The organism is Deltaproteobacteria bacterium, assembly GCA_005879535.1.
Lineage (GTDB): Bacteria > Myxococcota > Myxococcia > Myxococcales > 40CM-4-68-19 > 40CM-4-68-19.
Genome location: VBKI01000070.1, coordinates 152130 through 170897, shown reverse-complemented (window position 1 = coordinate 170897; position 18768 = coordinate 152130). Strand labels below are relative to the sequence as shown.

The 18768-nt window shown below is 67.6% G+C and carries 16 protein-coding genes and 1 pseudogene; 2 read left to right on the top strand and 15 right to left on the bottom strand.

Going from position 1 to position 18768, the window contains the following annotated elements:
* Positions 1-226 precede the first annotated feature (226 nt).
* The 10 genes and pseudogenes from E6J58_16135 to E6J58_16090 form a co-directional block, all read right to left on the bottom strand.
* Complete coding sequence (locus tag E6J58_16135; GenBank protein TMB35714.1) at positions 227-2188, bottom strand: phosphatase PAP2 family protein; 1962 nt, start codon at positions 2186-2188, stop codon at positions 227-229.
* Positions 2152-2919: a hypothetical protein gene (locus tag E6J58_16130; GenBank protein TMB35713.1), complete on the bottom strand. Its 768-nt coding sequence runs from the start codon at positions 2917-2919 to the stop codon at positions 2152-2154. The genes E6J58_16135 and E6J58_16130 overlap by 37 nt, the downstream gene beginning before the upstream one ends.
* Before the next feature lie 60 nt (positions 2920-2979).
* Entirely contained in the window at positions 2980-4284 is a 1305-nt protein-coding gene (locus E6J58_16125; protein ID TMB35712.1) for a succinylglutamate desuccinylase/aspartoacylase family protein, read from the bottom strand.
* Positions 4143-6122, bottom strand: a complete 1980-nt coding sequence (locus tag E6J58_16120) for a CBS domain-containing protein (protein TMB35711.1) — start codon at positions 6120-6122, stop codon at positions 4143-4145. The genes E6J58_16125 and E6J58_16120 overlap by 142 nt, the downstream gene beginning before the upstream one ends.
* Positions 6123-6133: 11 nt before the next feature.
* Positions 6134-6859 carry a hypothetical protein gene (locus E6J58_16115; GenBank protein TMB35753.1) on the bottom strand — a complete coding sequence of 242 codons (726 nt, stop codon included), beginning with the start codon at positions 6857-6859 and terminating at the stop codon, positions 6134-6136.
* Positions 6860-6867: 8 nt separating this feature from the next.
* Positions 6868-8103, bottom strand: a complete 1236-nt coding sequence (locus E6J58_16110) for a hypothetical protein (GenBank protein TMB35710.1) — start codon at positions 8101-8103, stop codon at positions 6868-6870.
* A 7-nt stretch (positions 8104-8110) separates the two neighbouring features.
* Entirely contained in the window at positions 8111-9241 is a 1131-nt protein-coding gene (locus E6J58_16105; GenBank protein TMB35709.1) for an enterochelin esterase, read from the bottom strand.
* The gene (locus E6J58_16100) at positions 9238-10194 is read right to left on the bottom strand and encodes a hypothetical protein (GenBank protein ID TMB35708.1); all 957 of its coding nucleotides are present in this window, start codon (positions 10192-10194) and stop codon (positions 9238-9240) included. Before E6J58_16100 ends, E6J58_16105 begins: the two co-directional genes overlap by 4 nt.
* Positions 10191-11361, bottom strand: a pseudogene (locus tag E6J58_16095) (ATP-grasp domain-containing protein). The gene E6J58_16100 and the pseudogene E6J58_16095 overlap by 4 nt, the downstream one beginning before the upstream one ends.
* 66 nt (positions 11362-11427) lie before the next feature.
* Entirely contained in the window at positions 11428-12645 is a 1218-nt protein-coding gene (locus E6J58_16090) for an ATP-grasp domain-containing protein (GenBank protein ID TMB35707.1), read from the bottom strand.
* Positions 12646-12710: 65 nt separating this feature from the next.
* On the opposite strand from E6J58_16090, the gene E6J58_16085 reads away from it, so the two are divergent.
* Complete coding sequence (locus E6J58_16085; GenBank protein ID TMB35706.1) at positions 12711-13928, top strand: ATP-grasp domain-containing protein; 1218 nt, start codon at positions 12711-12713, stop codon at positions 13926-13928.
* A 21-nt stretch (positions 13929-13949) separates the two neighbouring features.
* On the opposite strand, the gene E6J58_16080 is transcribed toward E6J58_16085, so the two are convergent.
* Both E6J58_16080 and E6J58_16075 read right to left on the bottom strand, forming a co-directional pair.
* A complete protein-coding gene (locus E6J58_16080; protein ID TMB35705.1) occupies positions 13950-15899 on the bottom strand; it encodes a hypothetical protein in 1950 nt (649 codons plus the stop codon).
* 11 nt (positions 15900-15910) lie between these two features.
* Entirely contained in the window at positions 15911-16498 is a 588-nt protein-coding gene (locus E6J58_16075) for a LemA family protein (GenBank protein ID TMB35704.1), read from the bottom strand.
* A 238-nt stretch (positions 16499-16736) separates the two neighbouring features.
* On the opposite strand from E6J58_16075, the gene E6J58_16070 reads away from it, so the two are divergent.
* Positions 16737-17240 carry a hypothetical protein gene (locus E6J58_16070; GenBank protein TMB35703.1) on the top strand — a complete coding sequence of 168 codons (504 nt, stop codon included), beginning with the start codon at positions 16737-16739 and terminating at the stop codon, positions 17238-17240.
* A gap of 6 nt (positions 17241-17246) precedes the next feature.
* Here E6J58_16070 and E6J58_16065 read toward each other — a convergent pair whose 3' ends face one another.
* Genes E6J58_16065 through E6J58_16055 form a run of 3 tightly spaced genes read right to left on the bottom strand, consistent with a single transcriptional unit; the run spans position 17247 to position 18682 of the window.
* Positions 17247-17582, bottom strand: coding sequence for a winged helix-turn-helix transcriptional regulator (locus E6J58_16065; GenBank protein ID TMB35702.1), 336 nt, complete (start codon positions 17580-17582; stop codon positions 17247-17249).
* A gap of 3 nt (positions 17583-17585) precedes the next feature.
* Positions 17586-18110, bottom strand: a complete 525-nt coding sequence (locus E6J58_16060) for an SRPBCC family protein (protein TMB35701.1) — start codon at positions 18108-18110, stop codon at positions 17586-17588.
* 8 nt (positions 18111-18118) lie between these two features.
* Positions 18119-18682 carry a dihydrofolate reductase gene (locus E6J58_16055; protein TMB35752.1) on the bottom strand — a complete coding sequence of 188 codons (564 nt, stop codon included), beginning with the start codon at positions 18680-18682 and terminating at the stop codon, positions 18119-18121.
* Positions 18683-18768 lie beyond the last annotated feature (86 nt).

Here is an 18768-nt window from a genome sequence, read left to right as displayed (position 1 = left end):
GTCGCCCTGCCATGATCCCTGGAAAAGCGCGGCGAGAACGTTTTCCATCCGGCGCACGGACTCGAGCGCCGCGGCACGCGGAAGATCGGTGAGGAGGACGAAATGCGACCCCTCCACCTCGACGAATTGCGTTGAAGGCGCCGGGACGGTTCCGGCGTGCGCACAGGCGCAGATGACCGCAATCAGGCCGGAGCGCAGGGCATTGTTCATGCGCAGCGCCGATGGATCAGGTGAGGTGCGAATACGATCGCCGGGAATCGGGAAAATCCGCGCCGTAGGCGAACCAGGCGATTGCTCCGGCGCCCAGTGCCGAGGCGATCGCCGCTGCACCCAGCTGCGGCGTTGGCAATGGCGGTCCGGGAGGCAGGGCCAGCAAGACCGCGCCCGCGATCACCGTCGCGACCGCGATCCATTGATACACGCGAAGCCCGGCCATGATCGGCGTCTGCGGCTCTCCCCGATGCGACTCCTCGACGAAGCGCCCCACGCCCGACAGGATCAGCCACGCCCCGCAGAGCGATCCCGGTCCGACTCCCGACCACCAGAGCCGCAGCATCGCCAGCGCGACGACGCCATTCCAGAGAATGGAGTAGAGCGGCGTCGGGTGCAGCGGAATCCCGTCGAGCCCGGCCTTCGTCACGCGCGAGAGCGGCAAACGATAGCGGATGCCCACCTCCGGGGATGCCGGCGCGCCATGGCAACAGCCCTGCATCAGACAGCGCACGCGGCCGATGCCCTGGAGGAGTGGTGCCGCCGCGCAGTAGCCCGCCAGCAGGCGCTCCGCGTCCGCAGACGGCAGCCCGAAAAGTGGAGACGCGGCGGCGGCTGCCCAGATCCCAAACATTCCGCCGTAGAAGCCGAAGGGGCGCATTTCCTTCGCGGGATGCTCGAACAGGCGCGCGCCGACGAACGCGCCGACCAGGCCAGCGGCGGCGGTCGCGTACACGAGGCCGAGCCTCGGGGGCCCCATCATCGCGGACACGATGCAGAGCGCAGCGGCATTTGCGAGCGCGGCCCATGCGCCGTAGCCCAGGATTCGCAGTGGACCGATCCGCCATTCGGTCCAATGATTGGCGGCTCTCTCTGCTGCGCCGTGGAGCACTTTCCAGATCCGTCGGGCGCTCACCACCGTCAGAAACACGAGCGCGCCGGCGGCAACGTCGGCGATCGAGTGCATCCCGGTGGCGAGGCAGCTCAGCGCGACCAGCGCGGCCCATCCGTACGCGGGGGCCCTCGCCTTCGCAAATCGCGCCGACCACGCGCCGGCCGCGAGCAGGGACCACACGACGTGGAACGACGGGAAGGCTGCCGCCATGGAGTCGTGGACCCGCTCCTCCAGAAGAAGCTGGCCCCACCAGCCGCTCGCGACGAAGGGGCGCGGTGGCGTGACGAGCGGCAGCAGGAAGTAAAGGGGAAACACCAGCGCCATCGCGAGAAGCGCCCGCACCAGGAGCTTTCGCGCCTCGCCGCGCGTCCTGGGAATGAACAGCGCTGCAAGGGCAACGGGGTACGTGCTGGCGTAGAGGATCTCTGCCGTCTCGATCACGGGGAGGCGCCGCTCGAACGGTAGCCAGGTCTCGATTGCGCCGGGAGCCGGTCCGAGGAACATGGCGGCCCCGTACAGCGCCAGCCAGGGCCCGGCGACGAACACGACGCCCGCCGCGCGATCGCCGCCGCGCACCGGCTCCGTCGTGTCCGGAGGCAGCGAGAGCAGCGGCCGAGGCAGATCCGGGCCGAACCGGCGCCGAAGGTCTGCCGCCTCATGGCCGAGAACGAGCGCAACGCAGGCGAGCGCCGTCGCAGGCCCGACGATCCACAGGCCGCTCGGAGAAGCGAGGGCGATGGCGCAACCGAACACCGCGGCGCAAAACCCGACGTAGATCGGATGGGCCAGGAAGCGATATGGGCCGCTCGCGACGAACCGCGGCGGTGGGAATGCGTTCATCGGCAGGCCGCCGCCGTCCCGGACGAGCGCCGTCCAGGCCCAGACCATGAGCGAAACGCCCCCCACGACGATCACCCACCCCGCGGCAGGCGACTCCAGGGCCGGCAGCTCGATGAACCGATCGGCGGAGCGCGCCCAGGCGACGAGCAGCGCCGGCAGGGCGGCGGTGAACAAGGCCGCATATCCCGCCCGGGCCGCCGTCCCGCTCAGCGCGGCCAGCGCACCAGCTCGTGGATCGCCCATCCCTCTTCCTTGCAGGACCCGATCTGGAGCGTTCCCCGGCTTCGCCACTTGGTTTCCTCCAAACCCAGGATACGTCCTGGGACCAGCCGCTCGAGCCTCGGCACTGCGGAAACCACCGTCTCTCCGATCCGACCGGAGCGGAGGACCCGCGGCTCGTGCAGCAATGCCCTTGCACCGCCCCCGCGGAGCCCTCGCTCTTCGACCTCACCGGAGGTCGGAATCCCGTCGACCAGCACCAGCCGCTGCGGGTGAGACCCGCGCCACTCGATCCAGACCACACCGTGCGAAACCGTCAGGAGCCTTCCCCAGCGCAGTTCGTCGATCGGCAGCTTCCAGGGCGGGACCGTCAGGTCCAGGACTTCGGCATATCCAATCCCGCGCAGCACCTCGCCCGCAATCCGCATCTCCACGGCCGCCCGCGGGTGCGTGCAGTTCCAGCGAACGGTGCCGCCGGGCCCGTCGAGCAGGGTTGCGCTGCAGGACGGGTCTCGCCGTTCGAAACGCGCTGACAGATCCAGCGGCGGCGCTTGCCAGCTCAATACATCCTCACCCGAGGGCTCGGGGCAGGAGCGCACGGTCCACCGGCTGCGCAAGCCACCCCGGTCGTCGAAACGAAGGAGGCTGGCCGTCGCGAGCTGCGCGCCGGCGACGTTCAACTCCGCGCGGTAGGCGATGCAAAGGTCGCCGGAGTCGCCGACGCAGTCGAGGTACCACTTGCGGAGCGAGAACACCGCGCCATCCTCGCGCGCTCGAGGGGGTTCAGGGAACCGCGACTCCGCCGGGGCGACGGATCAAGGCTGCTGGCGCTCGACGATCAGCCGGGAGCCGTCCTCGCGGACTCGCCGATATCCGAAGAGATGCAACAGCTCGAGCGTGAGAGGCCGTGCTGACCGAGCGTCGACGACGAACCGCGACGGGTCGCGAGGGTCACGCGCCATTCCCGGGAGGATGCCGAGGAGCCGCTCCGCGCCGATCGCCCGCAATGCCTCCGACGCCAGCAGGCGCGCACCGCTGACCTCCCTGCCCCAGAAAAAGCCGTCGCGGCCCAATCCCTGGTACAGCGGCAGGAGGACCATGCCGTCGGCGGGAGCGCGGATCTCGCCGTTCTGGTCACGCGCCAGAAGCTGCCCCTTCCGCGCGCGGTCGATGTTGCGGAATCCCGGCTCCATGCGGAATCCGTCCTCGGGCGATACCGACCGCCGCGAGATCACCTCCACCACGCGCGGGAGGCCGGCGCGTCTCTGGTCGAGGAGCGCGGCGCTGCGCGCGACCTCGGTCGGAGCGTGGCCCTCGAGCAGTCCGGCTCGGACCAGCGCGAACCAGAGGAATGCCTCGATCGCGTCGGTCGAGTCTGGGCTCGCGTGCTGGCCGCCCTCGATGGCCAACGTCGTGCAACCGCGCCGCGTCCAGTATTCCGTGAGCACGGCGTCGAGCTGCTCCTCGAGCCCGATGATCACGGGCAGGGGAAAGGCCCGTGCGAAGCGCCGCTGCGCCAGGGTGTCGCCGAAGAGGACGAAGGGAATGCCCGCGGCGCTGGTGGTGTGCAAGTCGACGAGATGGACGCGGCCACGGGCACGGCCGAGGGCGGACTCAATGGCAGCCAATAGCTCGAGCTGCTCCCGATCTTCGGGATCGTGCTCGCTGGACCGCTTTTCTCGCAAGGCCGCGATGTGCGCTTCGCTCCAGACGCGGTTCAGGTCCTTGGCCTGGTAGCGGACGCCGAGCCGCAGGCCCGCCAGGTTGCCGGCGAACGCCACCAGCTCGCCGCGGATTCGGAGGTCTCCTCTCGACAGCCGCGCGAAGACGCGTCGGGCCGCCTCCGTACCGGCGGGCTCGTTCCCGTGGATGCCGGCGACGATCACCACGGTGGGGCCGGGCTCCTCTCCCACGAGCCGGCCGATCTCGCGCCGTTCGATCTCGATGCCGCGCGCCTCGATCTTGTAGGCCTCCACCTCTACGCGTCCGCCCGCGTGCCGCCGGTTGTCTCCGGCGTGCCGTGCTTCTGCTCCTCGGCCAGCACCTTGGAAGCGATGCCGACGAAGTCCTCCTCGGTCAGGACGGCGACGATGTGTCCGTCCTGCACGACGGGCAAGCAACCGATGCGATAACGGCGCATGAGAGAGATGGCCTCCAGCGTGGGTGTATCGGGCGTGACGGTGATCAGCTCGCGCTTCATGATGTCCGCGACGGGCGAGCTGGCGCCGCCGGGCTGGGGCGGGAACTTGTGCAGGCCGCTCAGGTGCCGCAAGACGCCGCGATACGAAACCAGCCCGACCAGCCGTCCTTTGTCGTCCTCGACCGGGACGTGCCGGATCCGCTCCCAGCCCATCAGATCGGCTACCAGCTCCACCGGGTCGTCGGGCCGGACGGTGAAGATGTCCGTGTTCATGTACTGCGAGACCTTGTGGTGGCCCACCCGTTCGCTCTCGCTCTCGTCCAGCCGCGCCCGCTCCCAATCGCTGACCACGCGGTCCGTCTCCTGGCGCGCGATCATCGCCGCGGTCAGCGCGTTGAGGCGCGCGCCCGTCGAGCCGCGGCCTTTCATCTCGGAGAGCGACTGCAGCATCCAGCGCGCGCCATTGCGTCCGGTGCGCACGCGGCGCTCGACGATCCCGAGATAGCGGGCCGAATCCTCCGCGTCGGCGCCGGCGCGGTCCAGGCCCGCCTTCGCCAGAGGGAGCAGGTGATCGAGGATGAGCTGCTGCGCCAGCATCTGCTTGCCATCGAACCAGGTGACGTGCGCTCCCAGGCCCTCGCGGGCCGCCGCGTAGAGATTGACGCGCGCGTCGTCGAACTCGATCCGCGCTGGCAGGTCGTCGATGGTGGCGGACATCTCCATCATCAGCCCCAGCCAGAAGGCGCCGTTGGCCACCTCGTCGGCGATGGTCGGCCCCGAGGGAAGGACGCGCAGCTCGACCCGCAGGTGCGGCTTGCCGTTTTCGGAGATCCCGTAGCAGGGCCGGTTCCAGCGGTAGATGGTCCCGTTGTGCAGCCGCAGCGCCTTCAGCTCCGGAATGCGACCCTTCGCAAAGGCGACGCTGGCATGCTCGTCGATCTCGGTGCCCACCAGTGCGCGGAAGCGAACGACGTTCTCGCGGAAGATGTCGGCGACGGTACCCTTCAGCCAGCCGCTGCCGAAGGAGACGCGGGGGATCGAATCCCGCAGATGGTGCCCGGGCGTGCGGATGTCGCAGGCCTGTTCGAAGAGGGCGATGCGCGTCTCCGACCAGAGCCGCCTGCCGAACAGCACGGGCGAGTTGGGCCCTGCCGCCAGCACCGGCGCCAAGAGGAGCTGGGCCAGATTGTAGTAGTGGGCAAATCGCTCCGGCTCCGGGATCTGCAAGTGCACCTGGAAGCTGGCGTTGCACGCTTCCACCATCACCGAGTCGTGCTTGACCACCAGGTCGTCGATCCCCTTGATGGAAAAGTCGAAGGCCTCGCCGCGGGCCTCGCCCATGGCGCGGCTGAGCGCGTGATAGCGCGGATTCGGCACCATGTTGTGCATGCCGAGATCGGACTTGCCGATGGTGGGCAGGATGCCAGCCAGCACGGCGTGCATGTCGAGCTCGGCGGCGGTCCTCCGCACCTTGTCGAAGAGCAGGGCGAGCTGCTCCTCCATCTTCGAGAGGCCCTTTCCGGCGAGCGGCTGCGGATCGGCGTTCGCTTCCAGGTTGAAGAGGCCCAGCTCGGTGGTGAAGTGGGGATCGTCGATGCGCTCGAGGATCTTCAGCGCGCCTGGCGCCGGGTGATAGGCGCGGTCGACCAGGAACAGCTCCTGCTCGGCGCCGATGCGGACCACTCCGCGCTCGAAGGCGCCGGCCTCCAGCATCTGCTCGAGCGCCCGGAGATCGGCAAGCACGGCGCGCATGAACCGGCGGCGCGCCTCGCCTTCGAGCAGGCCGTCGGTCTTCTTGTGTTCCCGCGTGTCGTCCATCGTCGTTGCTCCTACCGGGTCCACTCGTCCAGATACTTGGGCATCATCGCACGCCAGGTCACCCAGTCGTGGTCCCATTTCATTCCCCAGGAATCGAGATGGTTCGGGATGCCCTTCGCTCCGAGGGCATTCGCCAAGGCCCAGCTCTCCCCGATGTTCTCCCACCGTCCTTCGCCGGTGGCGATGTGGATGTACCGCTTGCGCAGCAGCTCGAGATGCGGGCCCTGCAGGTGCGGGAGGAAGTGAAGCGGCGAGGAGACGCGGAATTCCTCGTTCGGTTCGGACACCTCGATGAAGCGCATCAGGTTGTACGTGCCGCTCATCGAGAGCGCGCGGTGGAAGAGGTCGGGAAAGCGGCAGACCACAGCGGCGGCGTGAAAGGCGCCGATCGACGAGCCCGCCGCCCAGACGCCGATGTCAGGCGTGTGGCAGTCGGTGCGGATGGCGGGCGCCAGCTCGTGCTTCACGTACTGGTGGAACTCGTTCTGCATCTTCATGCGCTGGTCCGGGCTGCCTTGCTTGTTGAACCACATCGAGCCGGCCACGTTGTCGCAGGAGTAGATCTTGATGCGGCCCGACTCCAGCAGCGAGCCGAGCGCCTTGATCAACTGGAACCGCTCGATCTCCTCCGCGTCGCCGCCCGCGGTGGGAAAGACCAGCACGGGCTGGCCGAACTCGCCCCAGCGGGCGAGGGTGGCCTCGCAGCCCAGGCGCGAGGAATGCCAGCGCGACTTCAGGAAGAAGCTCATGGGCATCCCTGGCGGCGCCAGTCCTGGATCCGGTTCCAGAACAGCTCGGTGAAGCGCTCGAGCTCGTGCTCCGGGAAGAGGGCGGCCACCTTGACGCGCACGGCCTCCTTTGCCTCGGGGCTGCCGAAGAAGTCGAAGGCGATCTGGTCGAGGTGGCCGAGATGCTTCTTGCAGAACTCTTCGAACCGCGCCGTCTCGAACCGTTCCTCGGCGATCTTCGCGTAGCGATCCAGCTTCTCCTCGTAGGAGAGGTCCTGCGCCGCCACGGCGTAGAAAGGCTCCCAGTCGAGCGTCCGGCGCATCTTTCGCTTGGTGGCGGCGCAGAAGATCGTCCAGCGCAGATAGGCCTTGACCAGCCAGGGAAAGTGGAAGTGCAGCGAGGTCACCTGCGAGTCGGGGCAGGGATTGGCGAAGTCGATCGGGTACCACACGCCCTTCTTGCGCAACGCCTCGCAGGAGTTGAACTCCCAGCCGAAGAAGGCGTTGATGGTCAAGGTCACCTTGCGCAGGTGCTGGATGTCCGCGGCCGGCATGAACCCGGCCTTCATCGTGTAGCGGTCGTGCAGCGCCGCGGAAGGATCGTAGAGCACGCAACGGGTCTGCGGCCCGAAGCCGATGCAGCGGACGAAGAGGTCGAATCCTTCCACCGCGGCTTGCGCGTGCATCACCGCCGTGCCGCTGTCTTCGTAAGCCTTCCAGGCGGCCTTCTCGTCGGCGACGCGGTTCACGCCGCGCCAGCCGCCGCCGTCGTAGGGCTTGAGGAAGAACGGCCAGCCGACCGCGTCGCCCACTTTCTTCAGGTCGAACAGCTTGGCGTAGCGGATGAGCGTCGGCTTCAGATCGGGCGTGGGATCGTAGCTCTTGGGCGGAAGCATCCACGTCTCGGGAATCGGCATCCCCAGCCGCATCATCGCGCAGTAGGAGGTGTGCTTCTCGTTGGCCTGGACACTCCACGGATTGTTGAAGACGTAGAGGTCATTCAGGACGATGCACTTCTTAATCCACTCGCGGCTGGTGTGATACCAGTGCGTCAGCCGATCGACGACCACGTCGTACTTGCAGGGTTGGCGCAGCTCGAACGGCTCGATGGTGACGCGCTCGACGTCGAAGAGCAGCGTGTCGCCCTGCCAGGGAATGCGAAGGTCGAGCCGCTTGAGCATGTGCTCGAAGCAGAGAGGCCAGCAGAGGTCGGCCCCGAGCGACAATCCGATGCGACGCGTGACCTCGGCCATGCGATCCTCACTCGTAAATGAAGCTCAACGGCCCGGGGAAGAGCCAGGAGAGACCTTCCCGGAGGCGGTCGCGCCAGTTCTCCCAGTTGTGGCCGTCGCGGGACTCCACGAAGCGGACTTCCATGCCCGTGGCCGCGAGCAAAGGCACCATCGAGCGGTTTTCGTAGATCAGCGATTCGTAGACGCCGCAGCTGAGGAAGACCCGCTCGCTCACCGCCTTCGGCTCCTCCCGATAGCTGTTGACGAACTCGACCACCCGGTCGAAGAGCGGCCCGCGGCGGTTGCGCTTGCCGATGTCCGTGAAGGCGAAGGAGCCGGACTGCAAGAGCAGCCGCCCCCAATGCCCGGGATATCGCCAGGCGGTAGAGAACGCGGCCACCGCGCCGAAGCTGGCGCCCATCAGGCAGCGAGACTGCGCGCGATTGAGCAGCGGGAACGTGCTCGCCAGCTGCGGATGGAGCTCTTCGGTGAGAAACCGCGCGTGGCGCTCGTCGTTGGCGTATTCGGTCAGCCGCTCCGGCGAGTCGGTGAAGGCGACGATCAGCTCCGGGATCTCGCGGGCGTGGATGAGGTTGTCGAGTACCGTCTTCATGCCCGCGTAGTTCAGGTAATCGCTGCCGTCGTGGACCACGAGGAGAGGGTACTGGCGGCTCTTGCGAAATCGCGCGGGCAGGTAGAGGACGCCACCTCTCTTGCCCAGAAAGGCGCTCTCGATCGAGAGCGGCTCGAGCGCGCCCGGCCGCGCATGCGGATCGGGGCGAGTCCAGGAAGGCGCCTCGTACCCTTCGGTCTGGAGCACTGAATTGGCGCCGAACGGATCGCGGGCGCGGTTGGGATTGAGGGGATCCTCCACCCATTCACTGCCGCCGCCGCGGTGGATCTCCAGCTTGTACTCGACGCGCGAAGCAGGCGGGATCTCGAGGGTCAGGTACCAGAGGTCGGTGCCCGGCACGCGCGCGAGCGCGGTGGACGACTCGAGGCCGTAGATCCAGTGGCGGAGGCTCACGCCATCTGCCTGCCCCACCCAGATGACGGTGACGTGGGTTCCCTCGACCAAGGGAAAGCGGTGGGTCTCGAGGAAGCGGCCCGCCTGCTGCGGATCGGCGAGGACCTCTTCGATGGCGAGCTTCCCGCTCATCGGAGCGCCTCCTGCGGCTCGAAAGGAACCGTCTCGCCGTCCGCTCGAAGCCATTGCACTCCGCGGCTGGAGTCGAATCGACCTGCTCGCCAGGTGATCCGCGAGCGCGCCGGCAACGCCAGGCAGAAGCAGGGCGAGAATCGGCGGGCCATCCGCGCGACGAGATCCTTCCGGTCGAGGCGGAGGCGCTTCTCCGGCTCGGGGAAGACCACCGCGCCCCGGCAGATGCCCAGGCCCGTGTCGAGCACTTCGCTGGCGCCGGGACCTTGCGGGGGATCGTCGTGGAAGAGGACCACCTGCTCGCTGACGGCCATCGCTCCGCCCGACCAGGCGAAGACGACCCGCCCGCCGGCCAGCTCGCCGATCCCGAAGAGCTTCATCCGGTTGATCAGCGTGACGACGTGGCCTCCAGCGACGGCAATGGCGGCGCAGTCGGCGACGATCTGGGAGATCTCCTTGCGGTGCCGCGCCACGGTGGGGCGATCGCGCAGGTGCAAGCGGTGCTCGAACGCCTCGTGTTCCCGGGCGCACTGCGCCAGGTGCCAGCGGTCGAGGTCGCGGATGGAGTCGATCGACGCTTCGGTCTGCTCGGCGAGGATCTCCGGCGGGGCGACGCGCTGGCGGATCACGTGGTCGGCATCGAGCTGGTGTTCCAGGCGGATGCGATAGAAGTCCTGGCGATGCCGGAGCGCTTCCTGGCGTTCGCGGTGTGCCGCGCGCAGCTCGGGATCGGCGGCGAACAGCTCCTCGCCGCGGGTGTGCAGCCGCAGGTTCACCGTCTTCCTTCCCAGGTGCTCCGAAAGCTCCTCGTCCTCGAGCTCGCGCTCCTGCCATCCGGCGGTGATGGTGGCGATGCGGCCGGTCACGCCCAGCTCGGCCACCGCCGCTCCCAGCGTGGGATCGAAGCGCTGCGCGCCGAGGAGAACGACTGCGGAGGGGCCCTTCGGGGTCACCGGGCCCGCACCTTGGCGGTCCGGCCGACGAAGTCGAGCATGCCGCGCAGCTCGTCATAGTCGGGGTGCTTGAGGCGCATCCATGCGTTCGCCATGTAACCGATCGCCGAAGCGTCGGTGGACGTCGTCGACGCCCTCGTAACCGGCGATCACGCCGTCCCGGTCGGGCCGCAGCGCAATCAAACCGGCGGCGAAGCGTCGCGACGGTGGCTGGCTCGGCTTGCCGTGCACGACGGCCATCGCCCACTCGCGGTAGAGGTCGAACTCGTTCGCGGCGCAATACAGGTCCCAGGTGCCGACGCCCGGCGGGCGGCAGCCGATCTCGCTGAACTTGAGTCCCTTGGGTCCGGCGAACCACTCCATGTGCGTGGCCGACGTCTCGATGCCGAGCGCCGCGAGCACCTTGCGGCCCATCTGCTTCAGCTCGGTGTATCCCTCGGCGCCGAGGCGGTTGGTGGTTACGAACTGCGGCGAGATCCACCGCGTCCGCATCGCCTCCAGCACCGTCGGGTAGTAGTGCGTGATGAATTCCTGGACGACCCGTCCGCCGATGGCGACGGTGTCGTAGAAGCCTTCGTGGCCCTCGATGAACTCCTCCACGGCGGCGCTCCGCCCGCGACCGACCCCGAACGAAGCCATCGCCTGTTCGAGCTCGGGGGGATTGTCGACCCGCGCTGTGCCGGAGGCGCCCGCCGCGTCACGCGGCTTGATCACCAGCGGAAAGCCGACGCGGGCGGCGAAGCCGCGAATCTCGTCCGGGCTCCCGGAGCCGATCGACTGGGCGCAGGGGATTCCAGCCTGTCTGAGGGCGTCCTTCATCGCAGGCTTGTCGCGGCAGAGAAATGTCGTCCGCACGCTGGTCCCGGGGATTCCGCACATCTCCCGGACCCGCGCCGCGCACATCACGTGCGCCTCGACCACTGCCTCCAGCCGGTCGACGCGCACCTTCGACTGGACGAAGCGGACGGCGCGTTCCACCTGGGCCTCGTCGGTGACGTTGCCGACCTGCTCGTAGTGGGTGAGCCAGTGGCGCAGCTCCGGGTCGAGCCATTCCTTCGGACGCTCGCCGATTCCGGTCACCCGTGCGCCGACGGCGTGCAGCGCGCGGACGAACTCGCGCTGGTTCCGGGGGAAGGACGGCTCGAGGAAGATGACGTCTGCGGGCATTCGAGGAAGCCTATCAGAACCGGGGTCGGGGTAACGCCGCTGGCGCTAAGCTTTGCACGACGACCATCAGGCGTAATGCACCTCGACGGTCTCGATGATCCTCTTCAGCGCCTGCTGGACGACGTCGGTGCTTTCGTCCCGGACGATCACGTAACCGTCCCCTTCGTATCCGTCGCTCTTCAGAGCGCCGACGGAGGGTAGCTTCGCTTCCACGACCAGCCTTCCGACCGCCTGGTGGACCTCGTGGACGCCACCCACGTGAGCCACGCGCCCGTGCCCCATCCCGCGCAAAAAAGCAGAGCCGACCGCGTACTTCCGGTCCCAGGTGCCCTCCAATTCGCCGTCGACCACGGCGCGGACCCAGGCGCGAAAGGCGTCCACTCCGTGCGCCAGTCCGGTCATGGTCGTGATGTTGGCGCCCGGGGGCCTTTGCGCGATCTCGCCAATCACCAGACTGCCATCCGGGCGCTGGAACCATTCCATGTGCGTCATCCCGTCGGTCAGGCCCAGCGCCGCGATCGCCCCGCGCGCCATCTTCCGTGCGCCGTCGTACTGAGCGCCCGAGATGTCGCGGGGGAGCACGCAGCACCACTGGATCCAGGGGTTCTCCAGCACTTCCAGGCAGGTGGGCTGGTACTGCGAGATGGATTCGATCCGGGGAACGCCACCGAGCGTGATGGTCTCGAAGCTGAATTCGCGCCCGCGGAGGAACTCTTCGGCCAGCACCGGTCTCGCTTCGCTGGCGCCCATTCCTGCGCTCCCACGCAGCAGCTCGTCCAGCGAGCTCACCCGCCAGGTGGACTTGGCGCCCATTCCCGCCGGCGGCTTGAGGACCAGCGGAAAGCCGACTTCGTCGGCGAAGCTGCGCGCATCGCCCGGACCGCCGATGAGGCGGCTCCTTGCCACCGGGAGCCCGGCTTCGCGCAGCGCTGTCTTCATCCGCGCCTTGTCGCGGAACAGCTCGGCGATCTTCGGCTGGGTCCCCGGGACGCCGAAGTGCGCGCGGGTCTGCGCGAGCTGCACCATCATCGCCTCGAGAATCCCGATGATGCGGTCGGGATGGCCGTGGCGGCGCCGCAGGATCTCGGTGGCCTCGATCAAGTCCTGCGTCGAGAGCGGGTCGGTGACCCGGACCAGGTCGCGATAGACGGCCGCATCCTCTCCCTCAGGAGGCGTGTGCACGATCCCCAGCAGCCGCACCTCCGGCAGTCGTGCGGCGGCGCGAACGAATCGCATGGTGATGTCGGTGGGGAAGGGCGCCGCGAAGATCACGTTTCGGGGCATGGCGGCGGGAGAATGGCGATCCGCGGCGACTCCGTCAAACCGCTCCGGGTGCTAAGCTGCCCTCGATGCGCGCGGTCTTCCTCTCGCCTGCGTTTCCGCCCGAGATGATCCAGTACACGCGCGGGCTTTCCGAGGTGGGCGCGGAGGTGCTCGGCATCGGCGACACGCGTCGCGCGGCGCTGCCCGCCGAAGTGCGGCCGCACCTGCACGATTACCTGGAGGTGCCGCGCATCCTCGACGAGGACGACGTGATGGCGCGCGCCACTGCCTGGCTGCGTGGCAAGAGTGTCGATCGGGTCCTCGCCAACTGGGAGGTGCTGGTGATGCTGGCCGCCCGGATGCGCGACCGCTGGGGGTTGCCCGGCATGAGCCCGGATACGGTGCGCGGCTTCCGCGACAAGGAGCTGATGAAGGAGCGCGTGCGCGCCGCGGGCCTTCGCGTGCCACGGTCGCGCCGCGTGCGCACCAAGCGCGAGGTGTACGAAGCCGCCGAGGCAATTGGACTGCCGCTGATCCTCAAGCCGATCGCCGGGGCGGGCAGCGCCGATACGTACGCGGTCCGGACCAGGGCGGAGCTGGAGGCGGCCCTGGAGGCGACGCGCGGTGTGCCGGAGGCGAGCTGCGAAGAGTACGTGCAGGGCGAAGAGTTCACGTTCGATACCGTCTGCATCGACGGCAAGCCGGCCTTCGAGAACGTCGCCGCCTACCTGCCCAAGCCGCTCGAGGCGCGCTCGCAGGAGTGGGTGAGCCCGGTGATCATCACCGTGCGCGACATGTACCAGGAGCGCCTCGCCCCTGGCGTCGAGCTCGGCCGCAAGGTTCTCACCGCCCTGGGGATGGGCGACGGCTTCACGCACATGGAGTGGTTCCTCACTCCCAGGGGCGAGGCCATCTTCGGCGAGATCGGTTGCCGCCCCGGCGGCGCGCACCTGGTCGATCAGATGAATTACACCTGCGACATCGACCTCTTTCGCGAATGGGCGCGCGTGGCGACCTGGCAGAAGTTCGAGGCGCCGACCGCGCGGAAGTACAACGTCGGCATCGTCTTCAAGCGCGCAGCCGGCCGGGGCCGCATCGCGCGCATCGACGGGCTCCGCGAATGGCTGCGCGAGGCCGGTCCCTGGGCGGTGGAGGAGAAGCTCCTGCGCGAGGGCACACCGCGGCGGAACTGGAAGCAGACGTTGCTCTCCGACGGCCACGTGATCGTGCGCCACCCGGAGTGGGCCGAGGCGCAGCGGCTTTCCTTCGCCGCCGCGACTGGCATCAAGATCTACGCGGAGTAGGCGATCTGTCCTTGATGTCAGTCAGCCTGTGCGTGTTGCAGGCCTGGCCATCGCCTGAACGTGCTCACCGGGCAGCAGCGGCGGCATCGGACAACCGAGAGAGTCGGAGATGGCGCGGAGCATCTCGCCCTCGGCGATGGTCACTTTCCCGTCCGTCGCCACGGCGGCGACGCAGGCGCCGAGGATCTCGCCGCGGAGCCGCGGCGCCGTCTCGACGAGCCGGTCGAGGGCCCGATCCAGCGCATGCAGGTCGCAATCGCTCCGCGGCAGCAGGGTGAGCTGGAAGCGGCCCGGCGACAACTCCGCCCGTGCCGCCTCGAAGGCTCGCGCAACCTCGCCGGGATCCGTGGCCCCCGCATAGGCGAGCATCGAGAGCAGGAGGGACGACGCTTCGCGGACCTCGACCTGCGGACCCCCGGGCGGTCGTCTCGGCCCGAAGTGCGCGGCCAGATGGCGGAGCAGGACACGCTGCAGAGTGTATTCGAACAAGCCGATGCGCGAGTCGGCGCGGATCAGCCGGCCGACGGCGGCGCGAAGATCGCCGCACTGCGCGCGGGACAACCGCCTCAAAGCCGGCAGCGCGAGGTCGACGACCGGCAGCCGCGCTTCCACTGGACAGGTCCTCAGGGCGCCGGCCACGCGGGACACCTCCTCGGCGAGCTTTGCATCGCCGATCGCGAGCAGGGCTTTCAACTGCGCCGTCCGGATCTCCGGCTTGCCGTCGAGGAGCAGCGCCAGTACGACGGCCCTCGCGACCCACGGCTCCCGGATGGAATCGCGGAGGCGCTGCGGAATTTGCGCCAGCAAGGATTGCGCGTAGGCGATGTGCTGATCTCCGAGCGCTCCGATGCTGGCGACCGCCACGGTGGGCCGCAGCGAGAGTCGCTGTGCGACAGGGACGGCGGCGGCGACGCCTGGAATCTCATCCTCCAGCGCAACAGCTTCGAGCTGCCCTTCCGGCAGCTCTCCGGCAAATTGCGGATCGAGGAGTCGGATGCGCTCCGGCAGCGGAGGATGGGTCGACATCAGCGCGGTGAAACGCGCCATTCCCTCGCTGAAGTAGAAGTGGCTCGCCTCCTCCGCGCGGGGAGCGAGAAGGCGGGAGCCCCGCGAGAGACGGCCGATCTTCTTCAGCGCGCCCGCGAGCCCCGCCGGGTTGCGGGTGAACTGCACTCCCGCCGCATCGGCGAGCAGCTCGCGTTGCCGGCTGACCGCGGCCTTGATGAGCCGCGCGAAGAAGACGCCGATGGATCCAATCACGTACAGCGAGACCCCGACGAAAATCACGGCGCTCAAGCCGCCGACATTGCCCTTGCGGCGGCTTCCGTCGCTCGACCGGCCAAACGACCTCAGGATCGCAGAGCCAATGAGGCCGATCACCAGGATGCCGTGGACCAATCCCAGGAGGCGAACGTTCATCCTCGCGTCGCCGTTCAGAAGGTGGCTGAACTCGTGGGCCACGACGCCCTGCAGCTCGTCACGCGAGAGCAGCCTGAGGCATCCGTCGGTCACCGCGATCGCCGAGCGGGAGGCGTCGAGGCCAACGGCGAACGCGTTGATTCCCGCCTCTTGCGGCAACAGATGCACGGCAGGCACCGGGAGCCCGGACGCGATGGACATCTCCTCCACGACGTCGAGAAGCCGGCGCTCGTGCGGGTCGACCGTGTTCGGATCCAACAGGCGCCCACCGAGGCCGAGAGCAATGGCATCCGCCGAGGCGCTCACCGCCCGCGTCTTGTAGATGCTGACCCCGACGATCAAGATCAGGGTGTTGGCCGCGATCCTCCAGAACAGGTTGGGGTCCCAGAATTGCGTCGGCAGATTGGTCAACAGACGCAGGCCAAGCAAATGCAGGGCGCCCATTGCCACGGCATACACCGCCATCACCGTTCCGCAGACGGCGAGGCTGAACAGCACGACCAGCCATCCCGTCCGGCGTTTCGCCCGTTCCTGCGCCTCAAAGAAGTCCATCTGTCCGTGGCTCAGGCGAAGGAGACTTTCACCGGCTCGCGCTCGACCGTGCGCTCGATCTCGAAGAGCCGCGCCTCGACGAAGCCGGTCGCTCCGGCGATGATCGAGACCGGAAAGATCTCCCGGCCGGTGTTGTAGGACATCACCGCGTCGTTGTAGGCCTGCCGGGCGAAGGCGACCTTGTTCTCGGTCGACGAGAGCTCCTCCGAGAGCTGGTTCATGGTCGTATTCGACTTCAGATCCGGGTACGCCTCGGCCAACGCGAACATGCGACCCAGGGCGCCGCCCAGCGCTGCCTCCGCGCCCGCAAGGTCCCGCATCGCCGTGGCCTCGCCCGGAGTGGCGGCAGCGCGCTGTGCGGCGAGGCTGGCCTGGTTCCTCGCCAGGATCACCGCTTCCAGCGTCTGGCGCTCGTGCTTGAGGTAGCCCTTTGCCGTCTCGACCAGGTTGGGAACCAGGTCATACCGACGCTTGAGCTGGACGTCGATTTGCGAGTACGCGTTCTTGTAGCGGTTGCGCAGCTCGACCAGACGATTGTAGGCGCTCACCAGGAGCACGACGGCGAGAAGCAGAACGGCAAGGACGATCCAGCCCATCATCGATTTCCCCCTGGGTTGAACGACCGGAGACCGGCTCTGCGCACGGTATCGGTGGCCGCAGCGCGCGTCCAAATCTCGTGGCGGAACAGGGCGCATCGAAGTGGCGGCGGATGCGCGGCATCGCCCGTTTCGCGCGCCGCGACCACCCCGCAATACATCCTTGCGGCACGCGAGGACCTGCAAACTTTGACGGGACGCGCGGCTGCAGGATGCTCGTCCTGGTGCGGAGCGAGGCGCGATGCTTCCCAGCGATCTCCTTCAGGCCTTCTTCATTCTCTTCGTCGCGGCGCCGATCGTCGCCGCGATTCTCGCGTTCAAGGGGCCGCCTTTCCTCCGCCAGATCGCGCGCATCGTCCTGCTCTGCGCATGGCTGGCTCAGGCAGCCGCCACGATCGCGTGCGTCCGGTACGCGTTTGCAAAGCCGTCGTCGGGCATCGGCAACGGGGTCTTCCTGCTCGTCGCCATCTTCACCGCCCTGTTCGCCGTCATCTGGTTCGGGATCTGGCGGGGTGCCAGACGGCACGAGTACGTGCAGTCGTTGCCGCCGGACCTCCGCCGGGTCGAGGAGCTGGCGGACATCGAGCGCGCCCTCGAGGCAGCCAACGAGAGCCTGGCGAGCATGGCGCGCAGGGTCAAGAGTTGGTGGATCAGCAGTGACGAGCGCAGCCGCCTGCGGCTGGACATCGCGACATTGGAGGGCGCGATCGCAACGCTGGAGCAGGAGCGGGCAAAGCGGATGTGACCAGGCTCATTTCTTCTTTCGGCCATGCTTTCGATCCAGATGATCGGCGAGAGCATCAAGTCGGGCATTGAAGAAGACCTCGAACTCGTCGATCCAGCTCACCACCTCTTTCAAGGGCATCGGATGAAGCCGGTAGATCCTCTGCCGCCCTTCGCGTCGCTCCGAGACCAGATCGGCATCTTTGAGGACCTTGAGATGCTGTGAGACGGCTGCGAACGAGACCCCAAAGGACTCAGCCAGCTTCCCCGCCGGCTTTTGCCCGCCTTTCAGCAGCCTGAGAATCGTTCGTCGCGCCGGGTGCGCAATCGCGTGAAACACGTCGTTCTGCTGCAAGGGTCGCATGCGTCACTTCGTCCAGGCCGGATATTGGCTGAGAAGCTCGTTGAATCGACCGGTCCAGTCCGGCAGCGGTTTCTTGTCGAGTTGAGCTTCGAGCCGGTCAAGGAACGCATGGGTTCCAGGCAGAAAGCCTGGAGCGGTCTGCTTCGTGATCCGACGGTAGGTGACCGTCAGAAGAGTCGAGCCTCCTCGTGGGGTCAACTCGTAACGAAAGATGGCATTCTGTCCGAGAGGCATCTCGGCGACCGGAGCCACGTTCCATTCGTACTCGAACGCACGCGGCGGATCCCAACTCAGGATCTTTCCCTTCGAGCGGTATCGAGGCGGGCCGGAGACCATCTCGATGGTGCCGCCCGTTCGTCCATCGATCCTGGCCTCGGAGCACATCAGCCATTCCTTCAGACCCTCGGGCGTGGCGATCGCATCCCAGACGTGCTCCGGCGCATGACGGAGAATCCTCCTGAAGATCAGGGTCGCGGTGTCGCCTTCGACGACCACTTGCCCTTTGCGAGACGGGTCATCGTTGCCCATGGGTGGCCTCATGCCTTTGGTTCGTAGACCAGGAAGGCCTTTCCGTTGCGGAACGTGCGCGACTTCGTCAGCGTCAGGTTCAACATCCTGGTGCCTTCGAACATGGTCTTGCCTTCGCCGAGAACCACGGGAATGACTACGAACTGGTATTCGTCGATCAAACCCGCCGGCATCAGCTGCGACACGATGGTGCCGCTTCCCATGATCACCATCTGCTCTCCCGGCTCGTTCTTCATCCTTCGCACTTCCGCCACCGGGTCGCCCTTCGCCAGTCTGGTGTTGTTCCACGACACCTTTTTCAGGGTTCTCGAGAACACGACCTTGGGAAGGCTGTTCATCTGCTTCGCCACGACCGGGAACTGCTCCGCCGCGGCCGGAGTCGGCCAGAAACTGGCCATCATCTCGTAGGTCGTCCTGCCGAAGAGCAGCGCGCCTCCGCCCCGGGCATTGGAGGCGGTGAATTCGTTGAACTCCGCATCGTCGTCCTGCTGGTGCATCCAGGCGGAGTCGCCACCCGCCGTCCTGAAGTAACCGTCGACCGAGATCTGATTGAACACGGTGAGCTTTCGCATGCCGTCGACACTATTAAGTACTAACTTAAATGTCAACCCGACGATCCGCATCCGGGCAGTCGCGAGCGTCGAGTCCCGGACGTCGG

What these genes read in the sequence shown, in the direction of transcription:
- E6J58_16065 (TMB35702.1), bottom strand. Translation starts at nt 17,582, where the DNA reads ATGCGACCCTTGCAGCAGAACGACGTGTTTCACGCGATTGCGCACCCG.
- E6J58_16105 (TMB35709.1), bottom strand. Translation starts at nt 9,241, where the DNA reads ATGAGCGGGAAGCTCGCCATCGAAGAGGTCCTCGCCGATCCGCAGCAG.
- E6J58_16110 (TMB35710.1), bottom strand. Translation starts at nt 8,103, where the DNA reads ATGGCCGAGGTCACGCGTCGCATCGGATTGTCGCTCGGGGCCGACCTC.
- E6J58_16060 (TMB35701.1), bottom strand. Translation starts at nt 18,110, where the DNA reads ATGGGCAACGATGACCCGTCTCGCAAAGGGCAAGTGGTCGTCGAAGGC.
- E6J58_16085 (TMB35706.1), top strand. Translation starts at nt 12,711, where the DNA reads ATGCGCGCGGTCTTCCTCTCGCCTGCGTTTCCGCCCGAGATGATCCAG.
- E6J58_16055 (TMB35752.1), bottom strand. Translation starts at nt 18,682, where the DNA reads ATGCGAAAGCTCACCGTGTTCAATCAGATCTCGGTCGACGGTTACTTC.
- E6J58_16080 (TMB35705.1), bottom strand. Translation starts at nt 15,899, where the DNA reads ATGGACTTCTTTGAGGCGCAGGAACGGGCGAAACGCCGGACGGGATGG.
- E6J58_16120 (TMB35711.1), bottom strand. Translation starts at nt 6,122, where the DNA reads ATGGACGACACGCGGGAACACAAGAAGACCGACGGCCTGCTCGAAGGC.
- E6J58_16070 (TMB35703.1), top strand. Translation starts at nt 16,737, where the DNA reads ATGCTTCCCAGCGATCTCCTTCAGGCCTTCTTCATTCTCTTCGTCGCG.
- E6J58_16090 (TMB35707.1), bottom strand. Translation starts at nt 12,645, where the DNA reads ATGCCCCGAAACGTGATCTTCGCGGCGCCCTTCCCCACCGACATCACC.
- E6J58_16135 (TMB35714.1), bottom strand. Translation starts at nt 2,188, where the DNA reads ATGGGCGATCCACGAGCTGGTGCGCTGGCCGCGCTGAGCGGGACGGCG.
- E6J58_16075 (TMB35704.1), bottom strand. Translation starts at nt 16,498, where the DNA reads ATGATGGGCTGGATCGTCCTTGCCGTTCTGCTTCTCGCCGTCGTGCTC.